This is a genomic window from Gilvibacter sp. SZ-19 (assembly GCF_002163875.1).
Classification (GTDB): Bacteria; Bacteroidota; Bacteroidia; order Flavobacteriales; family Flavobacteriaceae; genus Gilvibacter.
This window is the reverse complement of the sequence record NZ_CP019333.1, coordinates 2902553-2920618: the sequence shown is the minus strand read 5'-3', so window position 1 is coordinate 2920618 and position 18066 is coordinate 2902553. Positions and strand designations below refer to the sequence as shown.

The 18066-nt window shown below is 44.1% G+C and carries 17 protein-coding genes; 8 read left to right on the top strand and 9 right to left on the bottom strand.

Going from position 1 to position 18066, the window contains the following annotated elements:
• Positions 1-5: 5 nt before the first annotated feature.
• Both BTO09_RS13570 and BTO09_RS13565 read right to left on the bottom strand, forming a co-directional pair.
• Complete coding sequence (locus BTO09_RS13570; RefSeq protein ID WP_087525295.1) at positions 6-338, bottom strand: translation initiation factor; 333 nt, start codon at positions 336-338, stop codon at positions 6-8.
• On the bottom strand, positions 339-1289 hold the full coding sequence (locus tag BTO09_RS13565; protein ID WP_087525294.1) for an isopenicillin N synthase family oxygenase: 951 nt from the start codon (positions 1287-1289) through the stop codon (positions 339-341). It lies immediately after the preceding gene.
• 177 nt (positions 1290-1466) lie between these two features.
• On the opposite strand from BTO09_RS13565, the gene BTO09_RS13560 reads away from it, so the two are divergent.
• From BTO09_RS13560 to BTO09_RS13535, 6 genes are all read left to right on the top strand, one after another.
• On the top strand, positions 1467-3473 hold the full coding sequence (locus tag BTO09_RS13560; RefSeq protein ID WP_087525293.1) for a thiamine pyrophosphate-dependent enzyme: 2007 nt from the start codon (positions 1467-1469) through the stop codon (positions 3471-3473).
• A gap of 12 nt (positions 3474-3485) precedes the next feature.
• Positions 3486-3974, top strand: coding sequence for a 3-hydroxyacyl-ACP dehydratase FabZ family protein (locus BTO09_RS13555; protein WP_369826888.1), 489 nt, complete (start codon positions 3486-3488; stop codon positions 3972-3974).
• Between the two features lie 6 nt (positions 3975-3980).
• Entirely contained in the window at positions 3981-5186 is a 1206-nt protein-coding gene (locus BTO09_RS13550) for a class I SAM-dependent rRNA methyltransferase (RefSeq protein ID WP_232454969.1), read from the top strand.
• Between the two features lie 48 nt (positions 5187-5234).
• Positions 5235-5909, top strand: coding sequence for a DUF2461 domain-containing protein (locus BTO09_RS13545; protein ID WP_087525291.1), 675 nt, complete (start codon positions 5235-5237; stop codon positions 5907-5909).
• A gap of 83 nt (positions 5910-5992) precedes the next feature.
• The gene (locus BTO09_RS13540; RefSeq protein ID WP_087525290.1) at positions 5993-6655 is read left to right on the top strand and encodes a hypothetical protein; all 663 of its coding nucleotides are present in this window, start codon (positions 5993-5995) and stop codon (positions 6653-6655) included.
• On the top strand, positions 6648-7379 hold the full coding sequence (locus BTO09_RS13535) for a DUF3307 domain-containing protein (protein ID WP_087525289.1): 732 nt from the start codon (positions 6648-6650) through the stop codon (positions 7377-7379). The genes BTO09_RS13540 and BTO09_RS13535 overlap by 8 nt, the downstream gene beginning before the upstream one ends.
• Here BTO09_RS13535 and BTO09_RS13530 read toward each other — a convergent pair.
• The 3 genes from BTO09_RS13530 to BTO09_RS13520 all read right to left on the bottom strand — a co-directional run bounded on the left by BTO09_RS13530 (position 7356) and on the right by BTO09_RS13520 (position 11848).
• Positions 7356-7763 carry a glyoxalase gene (locus BTO09_RS13530; RefSeq protein ID WP_087525288.1) on the bottom strand — a complete coding sequence of 136 codons (408 nt, stop codon included), beginning with the start codon at positions 7761-7763 and terminating at the stop codon, positions 7356-7358. The two genes, BTO09_RS13535 and BTO09_RS13530, sit on opposite strands and share 24 nt — an antisense overlap.
• Before the next feature lie 128 nt (positions 7764-7891).
• Positions 7892-10969, bottom strand: coding sequence for a hypothetical protein (locus BTO09_RS13525; RefSeq protein ID WP_087525287.1), 3078 nt, complete (start codon positions 10967-10969; stop codon positions 7892-7894).
• A 120-nt stretch (positions 10970-11089) separates the two neighbouring features.
• Complete coding sequence (locus BTO09_RS13520) at positions 11090-11848, bottom strand: outer membrane lipoprotein-sorting protein (protein ID WP_087525286.1); 759 nt, start codon at positions 11846-11848, stop codon at positions 11090-11092.
• A 130-nt stretch (positions 11849-11978) separates the two neighbouring features.
• On the opposite strand from BTO09_RS13520, the gene BTO09_RS13515 reads away from it, so the two are divergent.
• The gene (locus BTO09_RS13515) at positions 11979-12380 is read left to right on the top strand and encodes an acyl-CoA thioesterase (RefSeq protein WP_087525285.1); all 402 of its coding nucleotides are present in this window, start codon (positions 11979-11981) and stop codon (positions 12378-12380) included.
• On the opposite strand, the gene BTO09_RS13510 is transcribed toward BTO09_RS13515, so the two are convergent.
• Together BTO09_RS13510 and BTO09_RS13505 are read right to left on the bottom strand one after the other, a co-directional pair.
• Complete coding sequence (locus tag BTO09_RS13510; protein WP_087525284.1) at positions 12377-13630, bottom strand: mechanosensitive ion channel family protein; 1254 nt, start codon at positions 13628-13630, stop codon at positions 12377-12379. The two genes, BTO09_RS13515 and BTO09_RS13510, sit on opposite strands and share 4 nt — an antisense overlap.
• Positions 13631-13632: 2 nt before the next feature.
• Positions 13633-13914, bottom strand: a complete 282-nt coding sequence (locus BTO09_RS13505) for a DUF3817 domain-containing protein (RefSeq protein WP_087525283.1) — start codon at positions 13912-13914, stop codon at positions 13633-13635.
• 164 nt (positions 13915-14078) lie between these two features.
• On the opposite strand from BTO09_RS13505, the gene BTO09_RS13500 reads away from it, so the two are divergent.
• On the top strand, positions 14079-16910 hold the full coding sequence (locus BTO09_RS13500; protein ID WP_087525282.1) for a pitrilysin family protein: 2832 nt from the start codon (positions 14079-14081) through the stop codon (positions 16908-16910).
• Positions 16911-16919: 9 nt separating this feature from the next.
• Here the strand turns inward: BTO09_RS13500 and BTO09_RS13495 are convergent, their stop codons facing one another.
• Positions 16920-17531: a M15 family metallopeptidase gene (locus tag BTO09_RS13495; RefSeq protein ID WP_087525281.1), complete on the bottom strand. Its 612-nt coding sequence runs from the start codon at positions 17529-17531 to the stop codon at positions 16920-16922.
• 27 nt (positions 17532-17558) lie between these two features.
• Positions 17559-17993: a hypothetical protein gene (locus BTO09_RS13490; RefSeq protein WP_087525280.1), complete on the bottom strand. Its 435-nt coding sequence runs from the start codon at positions 17991-17993 to the stop codon at positions 17559-17561.
• Positions 17994-18066 lie beyond the last annotated feature (73 nt).

Here is an 18066-nt window from a genome sequence, read left to right as displayed (position 1 = left end):
TAGTATTAACCGCCTACGCGTTTTACCTGAAATCCTTGCGCCCTTAAGAATTCCATGATCTTGTCCCGATAGTCTCCTTGGATAATGATCTGTTCGTCTTTAATACCGCCACCAACGCTAAGCAATTGTTTGATCTGCTTGGCTAATTCCTTGAAGTCTGAGGCAGCTCCGTTATAACCCGCAATGATAGTAGTGGGCTTGCCTCGGCGCTTCTCATACTTACACAAAAGCGGTTCGTCTTGTATCCAAAAATCGGGCTTGGAGGCACTTTTTGGTGAAGACTCCGGCTCCGGCACATGATCCGGAAAGAGATTCTTTAATTGGTCCTGAAGATCCATTTATTTCTTAATTAAACCGATATCGACCAAGCGTTCGTGCAAGAACTCACCGGCGGTAATATCGTCAAAGGCTTTAGGATGATCTGCATCTACACATTCTGGCATACAGTCCAAACGCATATCACTTCTGGGGTGCATAAAGAACGGAATAGAATATCGCGGTTGGTCCCATTGTTCTTTAGGGGGATTCACCACACGGTGGATGGTAGATCGCAGTTTGTTGTTGGTATGTCTTTCTAGCATATCTCCAACATTGATCACCAGTTCGTCTTCATTTGGGATGGCATCTATCCATTCTCCGTCTTTGCGCAGTACTTGTAAACCTCCTGTGGAAGCTCCCATTAATAAGGTGATCAAGTTGATATCACCATGAGCTCCGGCACGTACAGCACCATCGGGTTCTTCTGTGATAGGAGGATAATGTATTGGTCTGAGAATACTGTTCCCATTGCTCGCCCAATGATCAAAATAGTGTTCGTCCACACCGATGTACAAGGCTAAGGCTCTAAGTACATAGATCCCTGTTTTTTCAAGCATGCGGTAGGCTTCCATCCCAGTTGGGTTGAACTCAGGCAATTCATTTACCTGCACGTTCTCAGGATATTCCTCTATGAGGTTGGCATCTTCGTCTGGTTCTTGTCCGAAGTGCCAAAACTCTTTTAAGTCTCCTTTTTTTCTGCCTTTGGCGTGTTCTTTTCCAAAGGAAATATAGCCACGCTGTCCGCCAAGCCCTTCAATTTCATATTGTTGCTTGGTTTCCAGAGGAAGGGCGAAAAAGGCCTTTACTTGCTCGTACAGTTTTTCGACCAATTCGTCTTTTAAAAAGTGATTCTTCAAGGAAACGAAACCGATCTCCTCATAGGCAGTCCCGATCTGATCTACGAATCGCTGTTTACGTACAGGATCATCGGACAAAAAATCGGCGAGATCAACGCTTGGAATATTGTTCATGTCGGTGGGTTTAATGTAATTGCAAATATACCAAAAATCCCACTCATCCTACAAATAATGCGGGTTCGGCTCTAAAGTCTTCTGCATCTGTCGGCTGTAATTTCACAAGTAAAATAAATACCCGTACTCGTGCAGCATCGACTTAATTTTTCTACATTTGACCAGAAGAAATTTCCTATGAAATCAACGGCTGAGCATTCCATTCCATTCGATTATTCTACGGCAGCTTTATCTAATGACACACTTTTGACGCTTTATCAGCGCATGCTCAAACCTAGAATGATCGAAGAGAAGATGCTCATTTTGTTGCGTCAAGGCAAGATATCCAAGTGGTTCAGTGGCATTGGACAAGAGGCCATTTCGGTTGGTGTAGCCTCTGTTTTAGATAAAGAGGAGTACATTCTGCCTATGCACCGCAACTTGGGTGTTTTTACCACTAGAGAAATCCCTTTAAATCGACTTTTCTCTCAATGGCAGGGTAAAGCCAATGGATTTACCAAAGGCCGAGATCGCAGTTTTCACTTTGGAACACAAGAGTACAAGATCGTAGGGATGATCTCCCATTTAGGACCACAATTTGGTGTTGCTGATGGCATATCGCTGGCGAACCTCCTAAAGAAGAATAATCAGATCTGCGCTGTGTTCACCGGCGAAGGGGGGACTAGCGAAGGAGATATACACGAAGCATTGAACGTAGCCTCTGTGTGGAGTTTACCCGTGCTGTTCTGTATAGAGAACAACGGCTATGGACTCTCGACTCCTACATCAGAGCAGTATAATTGCGAACATTTGGCCGATAGAGGTAAGGGCTATGGTATGGAGTCTCATATTATAGAAGGAAACAATATCGTAGAGGTTTACAGCCAATTAAAGGCAATTACCGATGATATGCGCGTTAATCCGCGGCCGGTCTTGGTAGAATTCAAGACCTTTAGAATGCGAGGCCATGAAGAGGCCAGTGGTACCAAATATGTTCCGCAGGACCTTATGGACCAGTGGGCAGCCAAAGATCCGGTAGAAAACTTTGCAGCCTATTTAAGACAAGAAGGAATCCTAACCGAGGCTATGGAGGTGGAATACAAATCTGCCATAGTACATGAGATAAACGACAATCTGGAGCTTGCCTTTGCGGAGAATCCAATAGAATCCAGTGAAAGTGAAGAGTTAGATGACGTTTATCAAAACTTTGTATATCAGGAAGTAGAACAATCAGAAACTACACAAGAACTTCGCTTTGTAGACGCGATCTCTGAAGGTTTAAAGCAAAGTATGGAGCGCCATGATAATCTGGTTATCATGGGGCAAGATGTTGCAGAATACGGTGGTGTTTTTAAGATCACCGAAGGCTTTATAGAACAGTTTGGTAAAGCTCGTGTAAGAAATACTCCTATTTGCGAATCGGCTATAGTTTCTGCAAGTATGGGTCTCTCCATAAGTGGTTATAAGTCGGTCATGGAAATGCAATTCGCTGACTTCGTAACCTCGGGATTCAATCCGATAGTAAATTATTTGGCTAAATCGCATTACCGTTGGGGCCAAGCCGCAGACGTGGTAGTGCGTATGCCTTGTGGAGCTGGAGTTGGTGCAGGACCTTTTCATTCTCAGACCAATGAAGCTTGGTTTACACATACACCTGGTCTAAAAGTGGTTTACCCAGCCTTTCCAGCAGATGCCAAAGGCTTATTAGCCACAGCTATAGAAGACCCGAACCCGGTGCTTTTCTTTGAGCACAAGGCATTGTATCGCAGCATAAGACAAGAAGTGCCTGTTAACTATTACACTTTACCACTCGGTAAGGCTGCACGGCTAAATTCGGGAACAGATATTAGTATAATTACCTATGGGGCGGGAGTTCATTGGGCTTTGGACGAGATCAAAAAACGTCCGGAAGTGTCTGTAGACCTTATAGATCTACGTACTTTACAACCTTTGGATGTAGCAGCTATCTACGACTCCGTTAAACGTACAGGAAAAGTGCTCTTATTGCAAGAAGACTCTATGTTTGGTGGAATAGCTTCGGATATTGCTGCTTTGATCGCCGAACATTGCTTTGAACATCTGGACGGACCGATCATGCGCGTGGGGAGTTTGGAAACGCCAATTCCCTTTGCTGCTGCATTGGAAAAGAACTATTTACCCCAACAACGACTTACTGCTGCCATCGACAAACTTTTGGCCTACTAAAAATTTACAGCTATGGCCATGACGCCACAAGAAATACAAGAATGTTTACCCTACAGCGCTCCTTTCTTATTTGTAGATAAGTTATTAGAAGTCAATGACAAGGGGGCAAAGGGCGAATATACCTTCCCAGAGGACTCCTATTTTTACAAAGGACACTTTCCGGAATACCCAATAACACCAGGGGTTATACTAACAGAATGTATGGCGCAGATAGGGGTGGTATCTTTTGGTATCTATCTGTACAATTTGGATCACCCAGGAGCCCGCATTCGTATGGTAGATCCACAGCCCATAGATGTGAGTATCGCACTTGCAGATACCTATATCGACTTTAAAACTCCAGTATTTCCAGGGGATAAGGTAAGCGTACAGTCAACTTTAGTGTACTACAGATTCAACAAGTTGAAGTGTGAGGTGATCATGCATAAAGCAGATGGCAAAGTAGCTTGCAAGGGGACCATTAGCGGCGTGATCTTTCCGTACTCCAAAATGAAATCCTAACTGCTTGTGGAGGCTCAGGAATTCAAATCGAAACGCATAGCGGTAAAACTGAGCAAAGCCGGACAGCGCAGCTTAAAACAAGGACATCCTTGGCTTTTTAAAGAATCTGTTGTCAAGGCCAGTCCAGAGCCAAAGACAGGAGACCTGGCGGTGATCTATGACAATCATACCGATAAGCTTATTGGCTTAGGCTATTTTGACCTTGAATCTCCCATCAATATAAAGGTCTTGCAGCACCAAGGTCCGGCAACTATTGATGTCTCCTTTTTTAAAGCTAGAATTCAGCAGGCGTATTTAAATAGAGTCGCCTTAAGGGAAAAAGAGACGAGCGGTTATCGCTTGGCCTTTGGAGAGAATGATGGGCTACCAGGCCTTATCATAGACCTGTATGCGGAGGTGGCAGTCGTTAAACTTTACAGCGGTATTTGGGTCCAGCATTTAGAATGGATGCCTGAATTCCTTGCAGAACTAACAGGCGCTAAAGCGGTGGTGTTGCGTTTGAGCCGCAATATGCAGCGCAATATTAAAACATTCGAAGACGGAACCGTGTTGTGGGGCGAGCTTGCAGATCCTAATGTTGTCTTTAAAGAACACGGTTTGAATTTTCACGCCAATGTTATAAAAGGTCATAAGACCGGTTATTTTTTAGATCACAGACACAATAGGAAACAAGTGGGCGATCTCGCTCATGGGAAAACTGTTTTAGATGTTTTCGCTTACGCGGGAGGCTTTTCTGTGCACGCATTGGTGGGCGGAGCCAAAGAAGTAAGCAGTGTCGATCTCAGTGCACAAGCCTTGGAATTGGCCAAGGAGAATGCTCGCGCTAATCCGCATAGTGGAATTCATAACTGTTTACAAGGCGATGCTTTTGAAGTTCTCACAGCCTTACAAGAGGAAGGTAAGCGCTATGATCTGGTGGTTATCGATCCGCCTGCATTTGCCAAGAAACAAGACGAAATTCCCCGAGCAAAGAAAGCATATGCTCGTTTGGTAGCTCTTGGGGCGAATTTGGTTGCACCCAAAGGGATGTTGGTAATGGCGTCGTGTTCTTCGCGTATTGGGTCCCAAGCCTTCTTTGATCTGGTTGCAGATCAACTCGCAAAAGCAGGGGTGTCCTATACGCTCTGGAAGCAAACCACCCACGACCTTGACCATCCGATCGGGTTTCCGGAAGGCGCTTATCTCAAATGTGGTTACTACAAATTTAAGTAAGCCACAGCCTGGGATTTCCGTATCTTTAGAAAGCTTAAAAAAAGCCTTATGAACCAGATTCCAAAGAGCTGTTTTGAGTTTCTCAAGGCGCTCAAGCACAACAACAATAAAGAATGGATGGACGCCAACAGGGCCGAGTACAAACGCAATGAGGCTGCGTTAAAGGCTTTTTATCAAGATCTTACCGATGGGCTTAACACCAAGGACGTTATAGAACGAACCAAGGTTTTTAGGATCAATAGAGACATTCGTTTTAGTAAGGACAAGACACCTTACAATGTGCATCGTTCCGTGAGTTTTAGCAGAGAAGGCGCTCACAGACGCGGCGGGTATTATCTGCGGATAGAACCCGGAGCTTCTGCCATGGCAGGAGGGTTTTGGGGTCCAGAACCGGCAGATCTATTGCGTATTCGCAAGGAATTTGAGTTCGACGCGGAGCCGATCCGAGCGATCTTGTCCGCCCCGGATTTTAAAAAGGCTTTTGGAGGCTTTAATACCGAGTATCAAGTCAAAACTGCTCCCAAGGGATTTAGCAAGGATCATCCCAATATCGATCTGATCAAGAACAAGGCTTTCTTTGTCGTGCATCCCTTTACCGATAAGGAGGTTTTAGCCCCGGATTTTGGTGAAAAGGTGCTGTATCATTTTGAGTTGCTACGTCCATTTTTCGACTATATGAGTGAGGTCTTGACCACAGACCTCAACGGGGAATCCTTATTATAAGTCATATAGCTTATAAAAATAAATTATAAGTCAAAAGGCTTATATATAAAAATTATAAGTATTTTAGCTTATAAATTAATACTATGATCGCTGTAATTACTGCCGATTTAATCGACTCTACCAAATACAAGAAGAAGCAGCTGGAATTCATTCTAGAGGAACTACAGGGTGAATTTGCAAAGCTTACTGAAGAATTCCCTGGAGCCGTTCGTTTTGATATGTTTCGAGGAGATAGTTTTCAAGTGGTGCTGCAAGAACCTAGTTTGGCACTGCGCATAGCCTTGCGATTAAAAGCTACAGTTACCAAGGCTCAAATTGACCCTATGATCTCTAAAGCTGTGATCCCGATGGGCGATGTGCGTCTAGCCATAGGTGTAGGGGAGGGTGAATTTCCTCAACAGGAGGTTCATACTGCTAACGGTATGGCCTATCAATATTCCGGACGACTTTTGGATGGGATGAAATCCTTAGGAAGAAAAACCCAGTTTCAGTGTGCCGATGCGGATATCAACGCCGAGCTGGACACTACCTTTGCCTTCTTGGACAATGTCACAGACCGTTGGTCGGTAGCATCTTCTGAGGTAGTGTACTACCTATTAAAAGGCTATAAGGAACAAGAGATCGCAGACCAACTAGATCGCAGTCAGGCGGCTATAAATCTCAGAAAGAAGGCGGCTAGCTGGCAGGAGATCCAAGGTTTACTGCGGCGTTTTGAAAGTCTTATAAAAACACATTGCCATGAATGATTCCTTATTGATCGCTTTACAGTTGTTGTTGGCTCATGTTCTAACAGACTTTGTCTTTCAAACCAAAGCTTGGGTAAGCCATAAACAGCAATTAAAGGCCAAGTCTTGGTTCTTGTATTTTCACGCTATTCTCGCAGGACTGTTGACCTACTTGCTCTTACAGCAATGGACGAGTTTTTTGGTGCCCATTGGCATTGCGGTTACTCATTTCTTTATCGATCTCTGGAAACTACGGGCAAAAGAAGACAACCTCAAGGTGTTTCTAATAGATCAATTCCTTCATGTGCTTGTACTGGCATTGGCCTGGTGGTATTTGAATGCTGAGCAAGTCGAGGTGCTCAAAGGGCTGAAAGAATTCTTTACTAGTCCCTACTTTTTGGCAATTACAACGGGTTATTTATTAGTGATCTTCCCCGTCGGATTCATTATAGGAAAGGCAACCAAGAAGTGGCAGGAAGAAATCGCAGAAGAAGAGGCCTTGAGCAGTTTAGAGAGTGCAGGTAGAGTGATCGGGATCTTTGAGCGTATTTTGATCTTTACCCTAATTCTCACAGATAACTTTGGGGCTATCGGTTTTTTGATAGGCGCGAAGTCTATTTTGCGTTTTGGTGATTCAAAGACTGGAAACGCACGCAAACAGACCGAATACGTACTCATTGGTACGCTGATGAGTTTTGCCTTGAGTATTTTAATAGGAAGCCTAGTACGCGTACTGATATTCTAAGACCTGCAGCTGACTTTTAAGGCGTTCCTTTACAATATTCATCATGCGCTTGTTCAAAGCGCTAGAATGTAAGGTATATAGCCTGTATTCCTCCACAGTGAACTGTCCGATGATCATCCCTTTTAAAGAATTTCTGAACTTCATGTCTTTGTGAATGGCATTTTCTATATAATCCAAGCGTTTCTCTACAGATAGCTCATAGAAAACATTCTTATGCTTGCGGATATAGTTTCTGAACATATCTAGCAAGAGCTCGTTCTGAAGTTTGGCAATAGGGCGGAGGGTGCTGTTTTGAAAGTACTCTTCTGCACTCATAGAATCTAAGATTCTGGCAGAAGGGATCTGAGGTCTGATGTCCAATAATTGGCGGTCTCTATCATCCATGGCAGTAAGGTTTATTAAAATTACAATAAGAAGTCCCGAGCTAGGCGGAATTTACCTACAGTTATGAACAGTTCTATCAACAAAAAAGGGCTCCCGAAGGAACCCTTAAATATTTGTTTATAAGACAATTAGTTCTCCAGGAACTCGTCTTTGGTCTTCAGGCTTACCATAGGAAGGTCATTTTTGCTCAAGAAGCTGTTGAACTTCTTACCCTCTTTGTTCATTATGGCCTCTAAACGCCCCAGCGCCTCTTGATACTCGGTATTGATAAGATCAAAACTCGCCATATCGGAAGCACTTACCCCGTCGAAATTCGTAGCTACATTACTGTAGAGTTCGGTCATTTTTTCGCGAAGCTCAGGCTCGGCAGAAGCCACATAGTTATCACCGGTGGTTACAACCATATCCTTCATTAAGGCGGTTAAGGCATCGTGTAAGTTCTGCGCTACCTTTTTTGACTTCGGATTGGACTCCATCACACTTTCGGCATAATCCATGGTCTGGTTCATGGTGTAAACCACGTAGGCCATATCTTCTACCATATCGTAAAGCGTTTTGGTCATTTGCTCCTGCTGCTTGCGTTCCTCAAGAGTAGTCAAAGAATTCGGATCGTATTTTAACTCGATCTCCGTTTCGTAGACGTCGTTCTTTTTGGTCATTACCACTTTGTACTTTCCGGCAGGCACTCGAGGAGAGGTGAAACCACCGAAGCTCAAGGTCTTGGCCTCTGCAACTTTTGGTTGTGCCGAAGTGTAGTTCCAGTACACCACATTGATACCCTTAGACTTTCCAGGGCCCAAAGTAGAGATCACATTTCCTTCCATATCTTGGATCTCCATGGTCATTTTACCAAAAGTGTGGCGCTTTTTAAGGTAGTACACAATACGCGCAGAAGTAGGGGAGTTCTGCCCCACAAATTGGGTTTCTCCTCCAAAGCTTCCGCTAAAACCACTTTCTTCTACCATAATGGTCGGTTCTGAAGCAAAGAAGTGAACGTCCTTGCTTAATACCTCTTGACTCAACTCACGCAAAGGAGAAATATCGTCAATGATGATCACCCCACGACCGTGCGTACCCATTACCAAATCATTGGTCTGCTTTTGCAGATCGATAAAGTGAACGGCAACCGGAGGCATATTGTTGGTAAACTGAGACCAGTTATTTCCGCCGTCGATACTCACATAAAGTCCAAACTCTGTCCCTAGGAATAGCAAGTCTTCGCTTTCGTAATCTTCTTGGATGTTGCGGACAAAACCAACCACATCATCAGAAATGATGTTCTTCCAAGTTTTACCGTAATCTGTAGTCTTTAGCGCATAAGGCTTCATGTCACCTGAGGTGTGTCCTTCAAAAACTACATAAGCAGTACCTTCGCCATGCACACTAGCTTCTATGTGATATACCCAAGTATTGGCAGGAATCCCTACCAAATTTGCGGTAACGTTTTCCCAGTTCTTTCCGCCATCGCGAGTAACTTGTACGTTTCCATCGTCTGTTCCTACCCATAGTACGTTCTCGTTCAATGGAGATTCTGCAATGGTAAAGATGGTCGTGTGATTCTCCGCTCCGGAGTTATCAATAGAAAGCCCACCAGATTGCGACTGATCTTGCTTAGCAGGATCATTGGTCGTAAGGTCCGGAGAAATGATCTCCCAAGTGTCGCCCATATCTTCCGATTTGTGAACGAACTGGCTACCCATATAGAATCGATCTGGCTGATGCACACTTACCGCCATAGGAGCGTTCCAATTGAAACGTAGCTCCGGATCTCCTTTCTTAGGACGCGGCTGAATGGTACGCGTACGGTTCTTATCTACATCGTAGCGCCAAACATTCTCGGCACCTTGCATTTCTGAATAAATGATGTTTTTGGTCGGATGTTTCAGCACTCGGAAACCGTCGCCAGCACCAACACTGTTCCAGTCGCGAGCGTTAACACCACCCGGAGATGAGTTAGGCCCCCACCAAGAACCGTTGTCTTGTAAGCCACCATAAACATTATAGGGCTCCGCATCGTCAACGCTGATCTGATAGAATTGCGAAAGTGGCAAGTTCTCAACGATCTCAAAAGTAGTACCTCCATTCCAAGAGCGGTAAACACCACCATCGGTTCCGGCGTACATGATATCGCTGTCATTGATATGGAAAACCACATCGTGGATATCACTGTGCATATTTCCTAGCGATTTAAAGGTCTTTCCTCCGTCACGACTAATAGAACCACTCAAACCACCTTTAACCACAACATCAGGGTTTCTAGGGTCTATGGTGATTCTAGAAAAGTAAAAAGGACGGACAGTAAGTCCAAAGTCGTTGTTTAGATGTTCCCAGCTGGCGCCAGCATCTGTAGACTTCCAAAGTCCATTTTTAGATTTGTCTTCGGTCTCTAGAACTGCGTATAAGATACTGTTGTCGCTAGGAGCAACCGCAACAGCGATCCTTCCTAGATCGCCAGCAGGGAATCCGTTGTGTATCTTGTTCCAGGTCTTACCTGCATCGGTTGATTTGTAAAGGGCAGAATTGGCGCCTCCTGAGCTAAATCCCCATCCGGAGCGTCTAAACTCCCACATAGAAGCATAGAGCACATTCGGATTCTCCGGATCCATGATTACATCTGCAGCACCGGTGGTTTGGTCTACATAGAGGACCTTATCCCAAGTCTTTCCGCCATCTGTGGTCTTGTAAACACCGCGCTCATCGCTGTCACTCCACAGGGCTCCCAGCACACCGACATAAACTATATCTGTGTTTTCTGGGTTGATCACAATAGAGGCAATGCGTTCCGATTTCTCGAAACCGATCTTATCCCAGTTCGCGCCTCCATCTGTAGACTTGTATAGTCCATCGCCTATAGAAACAGAATTACGGGTCCAGATCTCTCCAGTCCCTACCCAGATCACTTGGTCTGGATTTTTAGGATCTACGGCAACACTACCAATAGACTGTGCGTGCTCGTCAAAAATAGGAGAGAAGGTTGCAGCTCCATCGCTAGATCGCCAAACACCACCACCAGCGGTTCCAGCATATACAATTCGCGGATCTGTGGGGTGTGTTTCCATATCGATGATACGTCCACTCATTAGAGCAGGCCCAATATGACGGGCGCGCATATCACCAAAGAGTTCTTTGCCTTTTAAAGCAATGTCTTGCGCATTAACTGCCGGGAGGCATAACAGCGCTGTCAGTGCAAAGAGAATTCTTTTCATCTGATTAAATTTTGTATTGGTTAGCAAAAAAAAAGCTGTTTAAACGCATGTGCTATAAGCTTTTGTGAAGCACACGGCAAGAAGAACTCCCGCCCACGTTTAAACAGCCCTGAAGTGTAATTAGTCCTTATCGTCTTCGCCTTCTGCAGTCTCAGGGAATGCGAACATGGCGTCTTCTAGATCTGGATTAAGAACAATATCTTTTACCATGATAGACTGACCACCCATACCCATATCGAATGGGAAATAAAGTCCGTCTACCTCTTGGTAGTCACTCATAGTGGAAACCGCCATTTGCCCTGCAGCTGGTCCTGAAGGAATCTCGGTCTCTGACATGATAGGAACAAAGTTTTCCTTTTCAAAGTAGTAGAAGCTTACGTTAGGAACTTCTTTTCCGTCTACCATACGAGGCGCTTGAGTCAATTTGATCTTGTAGGTCTCTGTACCTTCTTTAACCTCTTCGCCCAAAAGCTCCACAGTGAAGCCTTTTTCTTTGTAGTTCAAGAAAGGAGATGGGAAGTCTTTGGTTTGTAACTTCATGTTTGCAGTAGCTTCGGCATCGGCCTTTTCTGGTTGCTGAGTCATAAAGTTAGTAGCCCACATGGTTTCTCCATCATAAGCTTGTTGTACTATCTCTTGCCCTTGGAAGTTGATCTTGATCAACATTTTCCCGTCTTTGGTTTGGATTACCGTTACCGGGATCTCCATTCCTTGGGCGTTGGCCATAGCAGTCATTTGCATGGCTTCTAGTTTGTTCCAGGCTTCGATTCCGCCGGTATTCTCAAAATAGTTGTTGAGAATTTCGTCGACAGTTTGTGCCTGAGTCGGAACGGCAAAAGCCATTACCAATAGAATGCTTAGTGTTTTTAAGATTTTCATCGGATAATTTTTAATTTTTTTTGATCACAAGTGTTAGACCTCATCAGGCCGAATTTGTTACATGAAAGATACGGATTTCACAAATTTTAACAGCATCAAAGCCGTATCTTTGTGGTAAACCCTTAAGCTTATGCGATTTCACACCAGAAAGTGGATCAAGCCTGAAGATCTAAACCCCAACGGAACCTTATTTGGAGGTCGTCTTTTAGAATGGATAGACGAAGAGGCAGCGCTCTATACCATCATTCAATTGGAGAACCCTAAAGTGGTTACCAAATATATGTCGGAGATCAATTTTGTGAGTTCGGCTCAGCCGGGAGATATTGTAGAAATTGGGATAGATGTCGCCCATTTTGGTACTACTTCCATAAGTCTTCAGTGTGAGGTTCGCAATAAAATGACCCGAGAGGTGATCATTACCATAGACCGCATTGTCATGGTGAGTATGGGTCCTGACGGCAAACCAAAACCTCATGGAAAGACAAAAGTGGAATACGTGGCCGACAGGCTAAACGACGAGCTAGACGATTAGTCTTCGCCTTTGAGGTCTACTCCAGATGGGTATTCGTAGATCTCCAGGTCAAAATACTTCACTGCAGCGATCAGGTGGTCGAAAATATCGGCTTGAATATGTTCGTAATTCACCCAGTTCTTGTCGTAACTGAAACAGTAGATCTCCACCGGAATACCTTTAGGAGTAGGCTGCAAATGGCGCACCATTAAAAACAAGTCCTTGTTGATGGCGTTGTTCTTATGCAAATAAGCATCTATATATTTTCTAAAAACTCCCAAATTGGTCTGTTGACGTCCGTTTATGATCAGTGAACTGTCGTAGCCATGTTGCGCATTGTAATCTAAATGGGTCTTTTGGCGCTGCTCTATGTAAGAGGTGATGAGTTGGATCTTTTTGAGTTCTTGCAGATCGGCATCGGTCAAATAACGCACCGAATTCTGTTTTATCAGTAAGGACCGTTTAATTCTTCGCCCTGCGGATTCCTGCATGCCTCGCCAGTTCTGAAAAGAATCCGAGATCAAGGAGTAAGTAGGGATAGTGGTAAAGGTATTGTCAAAGTTTTGTACCCGTACCGTAGCCAAATTGATTTCTGTCACATAACCATCGGCCCCATAGCGGTTAAAGGTGATCCAGTCGCCTATGCGGACTATATCGTTCACTGTGATCTGTATACTGGCAATAAAACCGAGTATAGTGTCTTTAAAGATCAGCAGTAATAAGGCCGATACGGCCCCTAAACTGGTCAAGGTGATAAAACTCTCCCCAGACACGCGGTATGCTATTACTAGCATGGCAATTATCCAGATAATGATCATCATCACCTGAACATAACTGTCGAGTGGTTTGTCGTTAAATAAAGGCTTGGTCTTTAAGTATTCGCGTAAACTTCTCAAGACACTTCTGCAGATAAGCGCTGCGAGAATGACCGAATAGACGTCTACTGCAGTAAGGCTTATTCCACGCGTTACTGGCAAGTCTTCAAAAAGGTGCCCTAGGGTGTATCGGACAATAAGCACAGGGATGACATGCGCGACAAAGCGTGGAAAATTACTCTCGGAGAGAAAATCGTCAAAGCTTGTCTTGGTCCTGTCGCTAAACAGTCTAAAGACAGTTACAATACTCTTCCGCAGTATAAAATCCACTACAAATAAAACAAGCAATAAAGCGATCAAGACTATCGCTGCATTGAGATAAACAGCCCAGTCCGGGCCTACTCCTTGCTCTAAAAATAGATCTCTAAACCAATGTAGCCAAGGTGTTTCTTGCATGTTTACAGGTATTTGCGTTCTGCATAGAACGGACCAAAAGGCAATATAGCACAAGCCATAACGATAAGCAGCGTACGCGTGCACCAGTTGAGTTTTTCACCTACGTAATAGGCTAATAGGAGGTATAGTACAAACAGTACTCCGTGCGCCATTCCTATAATGGAGACTGCCTCTGGTTTACCCCAAATATACTTTAACGGCATTGCAATGCCTAGAAGCAATAAAAAAGAGATGGCTTCTAATGTACTAACCCAGCGAAAGATTCGTATTAATGATAAGGACATCCTTATTTTTTTTGCAAAGATACTGGGCTCTATATATATGACCCATTATTTAGCATAATTTTTAAATTCACTTTGATCAAAAGGTCTTATCTTGAAATCATCTATTCTTAAGCAATTCGATTTGAGAATCAGCAATATCCAAACCTTAAAAATTTAAACTATCAATGAGATACCGAATTCTTATGAGCCTATTGACCCTTGCTCTAATTACACATTCCTGTAAAGAGTCTGCACAGACCGAGACTGCGACCGAGTTTAGTCTGGAGTACGAAAAGTTTGTTTTAGACAATGGTCTAGAAGTAATACTTCATGTAGACAAGAGTGACCCTATCGTAGCAGTTGCAACTATGATGCATGTTGGATCTAACCGCGAAAAGCCAGGGCGTACGGGTTTTGCCCACTTCTTTGAACATATGTCTTTTAACGATTCTGAGAATGTTCCGGTTGGAGCGAACCGGAAGATGATCCCAGAATGGGGTGGAAGCCGAAACGGAGGTACCTGGAGCGATGGGACAGTCTATTATGAAGTAGTTCCTAAAGACGCCTTTGAGAAGATCCTTTGGATTGATTCTGACAGATTCGGTTATATGATCAACACGGTTACAGAAGCTGCCTTAGAGCGCGAAAAGCAGGTGGTGAAGAATGAAAAACGTCAACGGGTAGACAACGCCCCTTATGGCTATACCGATGAGATCATCAGAAAGAACCTGTATCCGGAAGGGCATCCCTACAGCTGGACAGTTATTGGTTCTTTGCCAGATCTGCAGGCAGCTACCTTGGCCGATGTAAAAGAGTTTTACAATGAGTTCTACGGAGCAGCCAATGCTTCTTTGGTGATCGCCGGAGACATAGACATCGAAGAGACCAAACAGTTGGTAGAGAAGTGGTTTGGGGAAATTCCTAGAGGGCCAGAGGTTAAACCTATGGAGCCTATGCCGGTAACATTGACCGAAACCAAATCTTTGTATTTCAAGGATAACTTTGCAAAACTTCCAGAGCTGCGTATGGTTTTCCCTACGGTAGAAGACTATAACGAAGAGATGTATGCCTTAGATGTTTTAGGATCATTGTTGAGCGGCAGTAAGAAATCGCCACTGTACAAAGCGGTGGTAGAAGAGGGCAAACTCGCTCCGAATGTAGGCAGTTATCAGAACAGCCAGGAATTGGCAGGGGAGTTTGTGATTCGAGTACGCGCCAATGAAGGTGTTGCTTTAGATGATGTGAAAGCTGCGATCGATGCAGGTTTGCAAGATTTTGAAACCAACGGATTTACCGATAACGAATTGCAACGTATCAAAGCGGAACTAGAAACCCAGTTATACAATGGGGTTTCTACTGTTTTGAACAAGGCCTTCCAGTTGGTTCAAGACAATGAGTTCGGACAAGACCCTGCCTATATTAGCAAGCGCACTAAATTTTATCAGGAAGTAGATCGTGAGGCTGTAATGGCGGCCTACGAGAAATACATCAAAGGGAAGAACTATGTGATGACTAGCGTAGTTCCTAAAGAAAACCCAGAGCTCGCCATTAGTGGTGCAAAAGAGGCGGAAGTTTGGATAGAAGAGGTCACCGCCATGAAAGACAATGAGCAAGTTGGTCAAGGCGAAGAAGCTCAATACGAGAAGACACCTTCAAAGTACGACCGTTCTGAACCACCATTTGGAGAAGCACCTTTGTTTAAAATGCCAGAAGTATGGGAAGGGGAATTGGCCAACGGTATGAAAACCTACGGTATTGAGAATAGCGAATTGCCACTGATAAACTTTACCATCACTATTCCCGGGGGACATCGTTTAGATCCGATGGATAAAGCGGGCTTGGCCTCTCTTACTGCGGATCTTATGAGCGAGGGAACAGCTTTGAAAACTCCTGCGGAACTGGAAGAGGCTATTGGACTTTTAGGCTCAAGTATTGGAATATATTCAGGTTTAGAAGAAACCGTGATAAGCGGAAATTGCTTGGCCCGTAATTTTGAGCAAACCATGGCATTAGTAGAAGAAATGGTATTGCAGCCGCGTTGGGATGAGAAAGAGTTCGAGCGATTAATGCAAGAGCTTAAAACCGGACTTAAAGGTAGAGAAGCAAATCCTACGGCGATAGCTGCGATAAACTTCAATAAACTGATCTACGGTCCAGATCACATCTACAGCGTACCTACCAACGGAACCTTAGAGACCGCAGAAAATATCACGCTAGATGATGTTAAAGCCTTTTACGAGGCTAATATTAAACCTGGCAATGCATCTTTCCATGTGGTAGGAGATCTGTCTCAAGCGAAAGTGGAGGCCGCTTTAAGTGGTCTAAGCGAACGTTGGACAGGTGAAGCCACAAACCAGGCCAATTGGACTGTTAATCCTGCTGGAGAAGCCGGCACCTTGTACTTTATAGACGTACCGAATTCTAAGCAGTCTGTCTTGTATATAGGTAAAATGGCCTTGTCTGCCGCCGATGCCGATTCACCTAAACTAGGCTTTGCCAATGAGATTTTAGGAGGAGGGTCTAGTGGACGTTTGTTCCAAGTTCTCAGAATTGGGAAAGGATATACTTATGGAGCTTACTCCAGAGTTCCAGCGCGAGCAGATATCGCTCCATTTACTATAAGTACAAGTGTTCGTGCGAATGCAACCTTACCATCCTTAGAGATCATTCAAAAGATGGTTCAAGATTACGGCCCAGGATTCACGGAGGCGGATGTAGCACTCACCAAGAACAAGGTGGTGAAACAAAATACAAGAGCCTTTGAATCTTTTGGAGCCAAGCTCGGGATCTTACAGAGTATCTCTAAATACGGACTTTCCAATGATTTTGTAGATAAAGAACAACAACTGCTAATGAACATGAGTTTGGAAGACTTTAAAGCCGTTATTGGCGATTATATCCAAGAATCAGAAATGATCTATGTGGTGGTCGGCGATAAGGCCACACAATTCGAAGAGGTCAAAAAGCTAGGTTTAGATGTAGTAGAACTGGATATCTTTGGGAATCCGGTGAACTAAGAAATAGTTTTAATCAGTACAAGGCAGCGGCTGTTCGGAGATCGGATAGCCGCTGTTTTTGGTATAGCTAAAATGCCACCATTCTGTACGTATGCCTTTAAAACCAAATTTTGCTAAGCCTTCTGTCAAGAGTTTTCTATTTGCCAAAACTTCTTCACTATGTCCGTAATAATCGACATGGGCTTCACGTCCAAAATAATCGTAGTCTGTTCCAAAGTCTACCGGCTCACCATCTAATGTGACCAAGGTAAGATCAACCGCAGCACCGCGATTGTGAACAGATCCACCATTGTAAGGATCGGCTACATAGGCCGGATTAGGCACTTTTTCCCATAAGATCTTTTGTACAGGATAGGGTCTATAACAGTCAAAGAGTTGAATGCAATATCCTTTTTCCATAAAATAGGCATTGGCCTGTTCCAAGGCCGTGGCAGCATCAGGGCGTAATAGACAAACGGCACATTCGTATACTGCCTCTCCGACAAAGTTGTTTGTCGTGGCGTACCGTATATCGTAATAAAAATGAGGAGAGAGACTGTCGAGTCTTATGAACTCGGCTTGCTGCGCGGAGGCTTGCAGCATGAATAAACCAGCAATTAAAGCAAGAAATGACTTGTTCATAGCCGGAAGATATTAAATATCTCGGGCTTACCCAATCAATTGCTGTAGTCTTGGATTAGGGTCAATGCGGCTTCGGGTCCAGGCTATAGCATGATCCAAAGAGCTGAAGCGCTTAGTGGAAGTAGGAATGAAAACCTTTTCAAAAAGGATATTCGTTAGTCCTACAGGAGTATAAGAAACAAGACCAACAGCTTTTACACAACTATTGTCCTTAAAGAATCGCATCCAGTCTCGAGGCTTTACTGCGTATTGATGCACGCGATTACTTATATAGCCAACTTCTGCGTCTGTTCCGTAGATCTGCTTGGCCATTTCTATCATAGGGTAGGCCTTTTCTAAGGAGTAGGTGACACCTTGGGCGATCTCGCTTATAATAATATTGTCTAAAAAATAAAAGGTAGCGTAGGGGAGTTCTAAGGTCTCGATTGCTTGGTTGGCGTAGTTGGATTCTTTAAAGTACATGGTTAGGGGTCAATGAGGTTATTATTTGGTTATACCGCTAAACTATTCACTTATAGGGTTTTAAAGGGTGCAA